Genomic DNA, 6,284 nt, shown 5'->3' with positions numbered 1-6,284 from the left:
AGGGGCGCGATACCGGCGTACACTGCCTGGTATGCCGTTCGAAAACGGTTTGGGTCGTCAGTAGATCAGCCTTCGTCAGCCCGAAAATTGCTGGGCAATCGGCTGCCACGTGTGTGGGCGGCGCTCTAGAACCGTTTGCTTTTCGTTGTAGCGAGATTGGCGGGGCGATCAGTTACGAGTGTAGAAGTGGCGCCATTGGGGATTTTGTCAGCGTTCAACTTCATATGATGACGCCATCGTCCGTCGACGTTGCGGCGGGTCGGGGATAATGTCAATAGGCGTGGTGGGCGATGATAACCCCGGCGCACGACGCTAGATTCGACAATGGTGGTCGTGCGCTCATCTCGGCAATCTTGTGAGCGACGAACACCTCTGATTTAGAGCTCGCGCCAGTCCTGGGCAGCGTGCGGAGGAGGCGATGAGCAGGATCGGTGCGGGTTCGCGCGCGCGTGCACGGTGGCGGACCCGCCGGATGGCGTCGATCGGGCTGGGGGTCCTCGCGGCCTTCGCACTCGTGGCCCTGGGAGGGGCACCCGCGGACGCCCACGAGACGATCGCCGGGGGCGCGGTGACGGTCGTCCAGACCCTGGGGCCGCGCGAGGTCACGCTCACGATGTTCCCGCCGGCGAACGGGCCGGCCGCGATGCCGGTCCTGGTGTCGCTCCAGGGGCCGGCGCTCGACGCGCCCCTGTCGCTGCGGACCGTCCCCGCCGGGAGCATGACGGCGGTCGGCGGTCTCGACCTGCCCCTGGGGACCGACCGGCCGGCCAGTGGAAGCCTGCAGATCGATCGGACGGGCCCGTGGGAGGTCGTGCTCACGATCGGCCCGGACGTCTCCCGGGTCCCGGTGTCGGTGCCCGACGTCGCACCGACGCCCGGCTGGGCGTGGGCGGTGCGCGGGGGAATGGCGGCGGCCGTGCTTGGCGCGATCGGCGCTGCCGCGACGAGGCGCCGGCGGCTGGCGTTCGGGCTCGGTGGGGGAGCGCTGGTCGGAGCCTCGGTCGCGGTGACGGCGGCCCTGCTCTCCACGACGATCCCGGCCGCGACGGCCGTGCCGGTGAGTGCGTCGACGACCACCGGGGCGGATCCGTCGGCGACGGGGATGGCCATGTCCGGGGCGATGTCGGGAGCGTCGACGTCCGTCCCGTCTCCCGGCGCGCAGGTCACAGGCGCCGTCGTCGTGACGCCGTCCGTCGGCCCGGTCGACCCGGACGGGCTGGTGCCGGTGGAGCTCGCCCTGACCGACGGGTCGACGGGGGAACCGGTGGACGACCTGGTCGTCCACGACGACGCCCTCATCCACCTCGCCGTGATCGGGCCGGACGAGCGGCTCTTCCACGTCCACCCGGCGCGGGTCTCGCCCGGCCGGTACGTGGTCCGGCTGCCGCTGACCGACGCCGGCCGGTACGGCGTGTTCGCCGAGACGGTCCGCGCCGACGGCGGTCACCAGCTCAGCAGGTCCGCGTTCACGCTCGCCGCGGCCGTGCCGCCGGTGGCGCCCCAGCGCGAGGTCGTCGCCGCCGTGGGTGGCTCCGGCGCGCGCGACGTCGCCGGGATGCACGTCGACGTGGCCGTGTCCGCGGCCGCGGCGGCCCGGACGACGCGGGTGACGCTCACGTTCGCCGACGCGAACGGCCCGGTGCGGGACCTGCAGGCCTGGCTCGGGATGGCGGGCCACCTCCTCGTGCTCGGCCCGTCGACGTCCTCCCCGGAGCCCGACCCGCTGGACCCGGTCACGTCGTTCGCCCACGTCCACGACATGGCCCCGCCGGTGCAGGGCGGCTTCGGCCCGACGATCGCGTTCGACTACGTCTTCCCGAGCGTGGGCGACTACCGGCTGTGGGCGCAGGTCGCCCATCACGGGCAGCTGGTCACGATCCCTGTCTCCGTCACGGTCACGGCCACCGGGTTCCCTTAGACCTGGTCTCAAAACCAGGCGTGTCGTTACGTGATCTTCGAGCTCTGATCGTTGATCGTCGTCGGTCGTGGCGAAGAGCAAGCAGCAGCGGTTGGTCGAGGATCGGCTCTGGGAGCTGATCGAGCCGCTGATCCCGCCGCGCCCGCCGGCTCGCGGTCCGGGTGGGCGGCCGCGGATCGAGGACCGGGCCGCGTTGGAAGGGATCTTGTTCGTGCTCGACACCGGCTGCCGCTGGCGAGACCTGCCACCGGAGTTGGGCTGCGGGTCCGGGCACACCGCGTGGCGGCGGCTGCGGGAGTGGCAGGACGCCGGCGTGTGGGACCGGCTGCACCGACTCGTGCTCGACGAGCTGTCGGAGGCGCAGCTTCTGGACTGGTCCCGGGGCTGCATCGACGCGGTGTCGGTGCGGTCGAAAAGGGGGGCGAGCTGACCGGCCCCAACCCCACTGACCGGGGCAAAGCCGGCTCCAAGTACCACCTGCTGTGCGATGCGAACGGCTTGCCGCTGCACGCGCTGCTCTCGGCGGCCAACACCCACGACAGCAAGCTGTTCGAGCCGCTACTGGAGACCAACCCCACCGTGCGGGGCCACCGCGGTCGACCCGGCCGGCCTCAGCGGCGCCCCGCCAAGCTGCACGCGGATAAGGGCTACGACTACCGACGCTGCCGGCAGTATCTACACCGACGCGGGATCAAGGTGCGGATCGCCCGACGCGGGATCGAGGACAAGACCAAGCTCGGCCGGGTCCGCTGGGTCATCGAGCGCACCATCTCCTGGCTGCTGCGGTTCAAGCGATTCGGACTGCGCTACGACCGCACCGAACGCACGACGCTCCCGCTACTCACTCTCGCCTGCACCGTGATCAACGTACGGCGACTGATCAAGACCGAGTTATGAGACCAGGTCTTAGCGCCCAGGGCTCGAGTTCCGGCCCCGCACACGCCTCGAGTATGACCTCGGTGCCCCCCAGAACGGCAACGGCGGCTCGACAGTCTACGGGCGAGGGCCGAGACCGGAGGGCCGGAGCCGGAGTGCCCAGTCCCGTCCTGCAGCTAGCCGCCGAGGCGGCACAGGCCGGCGCGGGCTCCTCCACGTAGCGACGAGTCGGAGTCGGTCCGCGTCGATGGATGTACCAAGGTCGCCGGCAGAACCAGGACGAGGCGAGGCGGTCGTGTTCTGCGGGATCGGCTTGCTGACTGCCTCGGTCCAGTTGGCGGGGCCTCCGCACGCCCCGTGCTCGTGAGCAGGTCACCCAGCAATACGGCGGCGTCGATGTCGAGCCGGCCTCGGTGACACTGACCTTCGACTCGGCGGTGTAGCCGATCAGATCGGCCGACGAGGTAATCTCGTCGGCGAACGTCGGGCGGGAGCTCCAGCAGCCGCCGGATGGGGCGGTACTGGTCGAGGCACTGAGGCCGATCTGTCGAGGCAACTAGAGCGCGATGGCCGTTGTTGCCGGGCACAGACGTGGTGCCGGCGTTGGTGACCTTCGGCCTCGGCGGTCGATACCGTCGTCGCGTCCGCCACGACGGCGCAACGAATCGGTCCTTTCATCAGCATGATGCTGCGGCCGGGATTGCCCGCCGCGACTGCGCCGTGGAGGCGATGGGCATTACACCGTCGGCGGCTGTGTCGTGGTCGGAGTCGGCGGGCTACCGCTGTCATGAGAATCGTTGAGACGCTTGCGCTGCAGGGGCCGCGCTGTCGACGCGAACTGGTCGGGGGTGACCCGGCTCGTTGGGATCGGCCAGGCGTTCGGCGGTGCGTTTGGGTGGGAGCTCGGGGGCGCGAATGGCCGTCCTGCGGATCGTCTTTCTCCGCTCGCCAGGCGCGGCCTGCCGGTCGCGCCGATCGTGGTCGTCGGGGCGGTCGCGTTGCTCGCGACCGTGGCGTTCGCCGCCCCGGATCCGGTCAATCACGCGACAACGTCGCTGTCTAGTGCAGCGATGGCGTCGCCGGCGCTGACGCTGACTGCCCGGGTGCGGACGGGCGGTCGGTGATCTGGTAGGGCACCCCCGCGCCAAGGCCTGCGAGGTCTCGCTCGCTGTGGTGTCGGTCCGACCATCGCCTACCGATGCGTTCTACCGTGTCTGAGGACCCGCACGCGCGGCTCGGGGCGGGGCCGTGTCAGCTCAGCGCTGGGTCTGCCGGACAGCCGCAGTGAGCGCCGCGGCGGACCGCACCACCTCGGTCCCGTTGACTTTGACCGTCGGGGTCGAGGTGATACCTGCCTTCGACGCGGCATCTGTGACCGAGGCCGTCCATCCCGCGTACCGGTCGTCCCGGACACATGCGGCGAACGAGCTTCCGGCGCCGGCCTGCTCGCCGAGCGAGATCAGTCGCTCCTCGGGCAACCCTGCGGCGTTCTCCGGCGGCTGGTTCTCATAGAGGAGCTTCAGGTACTGCGGGAACACGCCGTCGTTCGCGGCACATGCCGACGCCTGTGAGGACCGCGTCGAGTACTGGGTCGACGAGAACCGGTTCAGGAAAGCCACAGGACGATAGATCACCTTCGCCTGGCCCGATGCGACGAACTGCTCAATTTGCGGCCCGATCTGGGCCTCGTATGCCTTGCACGCGGGGCATTGGAAGTCGAGATAGATCTCGATGGTTGCCTTGGCGGTGGGGCGGCCGACGGTGATGCCAGTCGTGTCGCCGTCCGCGGGGGCAGCCGCATCTCCGACCGTAGGGTTCTGGGCGCGGTAGATTCCGTACCCGAGTCCACCGGCGAACAGCACCAGTACCGCGATCGCGACGATCACCCAGAGGGACGGCCCGCCGTGGCCGCGGACGATCGCCGCGTCACGGGTCCGCGGTCTGCGATCTCGTGTGGTGTTCATCAGACGATCTCCTTCCGAGCTGCGAACAGCCCGTCGAGTGCGAGCCGGCCCGGTGGCCGGGCCGCGAGGAACACGGCGAGCACGAGCAGAGCACCGTCGCGGGCCAGCTCCCAGTCGTATGTGGGGTCGGCACCCTCGGCGAGGTGTCCGCCGGAGCCGAAGCAGCCGCAGTCGATGCGGAGGCCGCGAGCCCATGACGACGCGATTCCGATCACGAAGGCGGTCATGAGCAGTGCCGACGCGATCGCCGACGCTCGGACGCCGAACCCAATCAGGAGCAGCGCGCCGAGGACGATCTCGACCAGCGGGAGGCCAGCTCCAAGTGGCTGTGCGATCACGTCGGGCAGGAGCCGGTACGCGCGTACCGCCCGGACCGACTCGTCGAGGGCGGTCACCTTTGCGACGCCCGCTCCGATCCAGACGCCGCCGAGCACGAGTCGCGCGGCCAAGGCGACCCAAGGACCGAGGAGCGGCTCGGGCTGTCGCCGGTGGAGCCCGGTCGAGCGGGATGTAGTAGTGATCATTGATGGACAGGTCGCGCTCGGTAGCCGTGTGGTTCCACAGCGTCCCAGTGGTGCGCCGAGCGGTCGAAATCAGTGGTTCGCCGTCCTCCGTCGGCGACGAACGGCCGCCGCCCAACCTCTGGTCGCTGCGCGCTTGGGCCAGACCCGAGGACCTTGACGACACCGCGTTCGAGAAGGCACTGCGCCGCATCATGGCCGGCTCGTTCCTCAACTCAGGCCAGATGTACAGCGCTCTGATCTGCATCGTCGTTCCGAGCACCGCCTCGACACCGCTGAGCAGGTCCTCGCCGGAGCCGTCGACAGGGTCCGGGTCGGTGACCCGTTCGACCCGGACACCCGCCTCGAGCCGCTCGTCTCGGCGGCCCATCGCGCGACCGTCCGCGGCCATGTCGAGCGCGCGATCGTCGACGGGGCGCAGTTGGTCACCGGCGGCCCCGAGGCGCCCGGCGACCTCCCGACCGGCTACTACGTCCAGCCCACGGTCTTCTCCCGGGTAGCCCGCGACAGCGCGATCAAGTAGGAGGAGGTGTTCGGCCCGGTCCTGGTCGTGCAGACGTACGCGGGCGTCGACGACACGATCGCGGTCGCAAACGACACTGCCTACGGACTGGCCGCGGGGGTGTTCGGAGTCGACCCCGACCGTACGGAGAGCGTCGCCTGGCGTCTCCGGGCCGGGCAGGTCGAGATCAACGGCGGCGCGTTCAACCCGGCGGCACCGTTCGGCGGGTTCGGCAACTCCGGTCACGGCCGAGAGTTCGGCCGCTGGGGGATCGACGACTTCCTGACGACGCAGGCCGTGCAGCGGTAACGGAACCTCTGTAGGACCGCGCCTCTGCGCTCAAGGCCGCGCGGGCCGAGAGAGTCTTGGTGGTCACGCCTTCGGCGTGCGGCGTGGTGCCCCTGAGAGCCCTGTGTCAACCCGTGGTCGATCCCGCCGGAGAGTGTGCACCGTTGATCGTCGGCCTCAACGTCGTTCGTCCTCGCTTCGCTGCGGGCGCTCCA

General features: G+C 70.0%; 5 protein-coding genes and 1 pseudogene. 4 read left to right on the top strand and 2 right to left on the bottom strand.

The genetic code is table 11. From position 1 onward, the window contains the following. Positions 1-472: 472 nt before the first annotated feature. From ABT08_RS12620 to ABT08_RS12610, 3 genes are all read left to right on the top strand, one after another. Positions 473-1,918, top strand: a complete 1,446-nt coding sequence (locus ABT08_RS12620) for a DUF8832 domain-containing protein (protein ID WP_288115177.1) — start codon at positions 473-475, stop codon at positions 1,916-1,918. A 67-nt stretch (positions 1,919-1,985) separates the two neighbouring features. Beyond that, positions 1,986-2,815, top strand: a protein-coding gene (locus ABT08_RS12615) for an IS5 family transposase (protein WP_502685891.1) whose coding sequence is annotated in 2 segments (ribosomal slippage) — positions 1,986-2,328 and positions 2,328-2,815 — 831 coding nt in all. Because the reading frame shifts where the segments join, the coding sequence is not laid out codon by codon here. An 827-nt stretch (positions 2,816-3,642) separates the two neighbouring features. After that, a complete protein-coding gene (locus ABT08_RS12610) occupies positions 3,643-3,918 on the top strand; it encodes a hypothetical protein (protein ID WP_288115175.1) in 276 nt (91 codons plus the stop codon). A gap of 132 nt (positions 3,919-4,050) precedes the next feature. Here ABT08_RS12610 and ABT08_RS12605 read toward each other — a convergent pair whose 3' ends face one another. Together ABT08_RS12605 and ABT08_RS12600 are read right to left on the bottom strand one after the other, a co-directional pair. Then, positions 4,051-4,680 carry a DsbA family protein gene (locus ABT08_RS12605; RefSeq protein WP_288115173.1) on the bottom strand — a complete coding sequence of 210 codons (630 nt, stop codon included), beginning with the start codon at positions 4,678-4,680 and terminating at the stop codon, positions 4,051-4,053. Positions 4,681-4,757: 77 nt separating this feature from the next. Then, positions 4,758-5,282 (bottom strand): MauE/DoxX family redox-associated membrane protein, encoded by a 525-nt coding sequence (locus tag ABT08_RS12600; protein WP_288115172.1) that lies wholly within the window; start codon positions 5,280-5,282, stop codon positions 4,758-4,760. 238 nt (positions 5,283-5,520) lie between these two features. On the opposite strand from ABT08_RS12600, the pseudogene ABT08_RS12595 reads away from it, so the two are divergent. Beyond that, a pseudogene (locus tag ABT08_RS12595) lies at positions 5,521-6,090 on the top strand (aldehyde dehydrogenase family protein). Positions 6,091-6,284: the final 194 nt, after the last annotated feature.

Source organism: Microbacterium sp. SCN 71-21 (genome assembly GCF_001725695.1).
Taxonomy (GTDB): Bacteria; Actinomycetota; Actinomycetes; order Actinomycetales; family Microbacteriaceae; genus Microbacterium; species Microbacterium ginsengisoli.
Note: the sequence above shows the minus strand (reverse complement) of the source record. Positions and strands in the feature narration are given on the sequence as shown.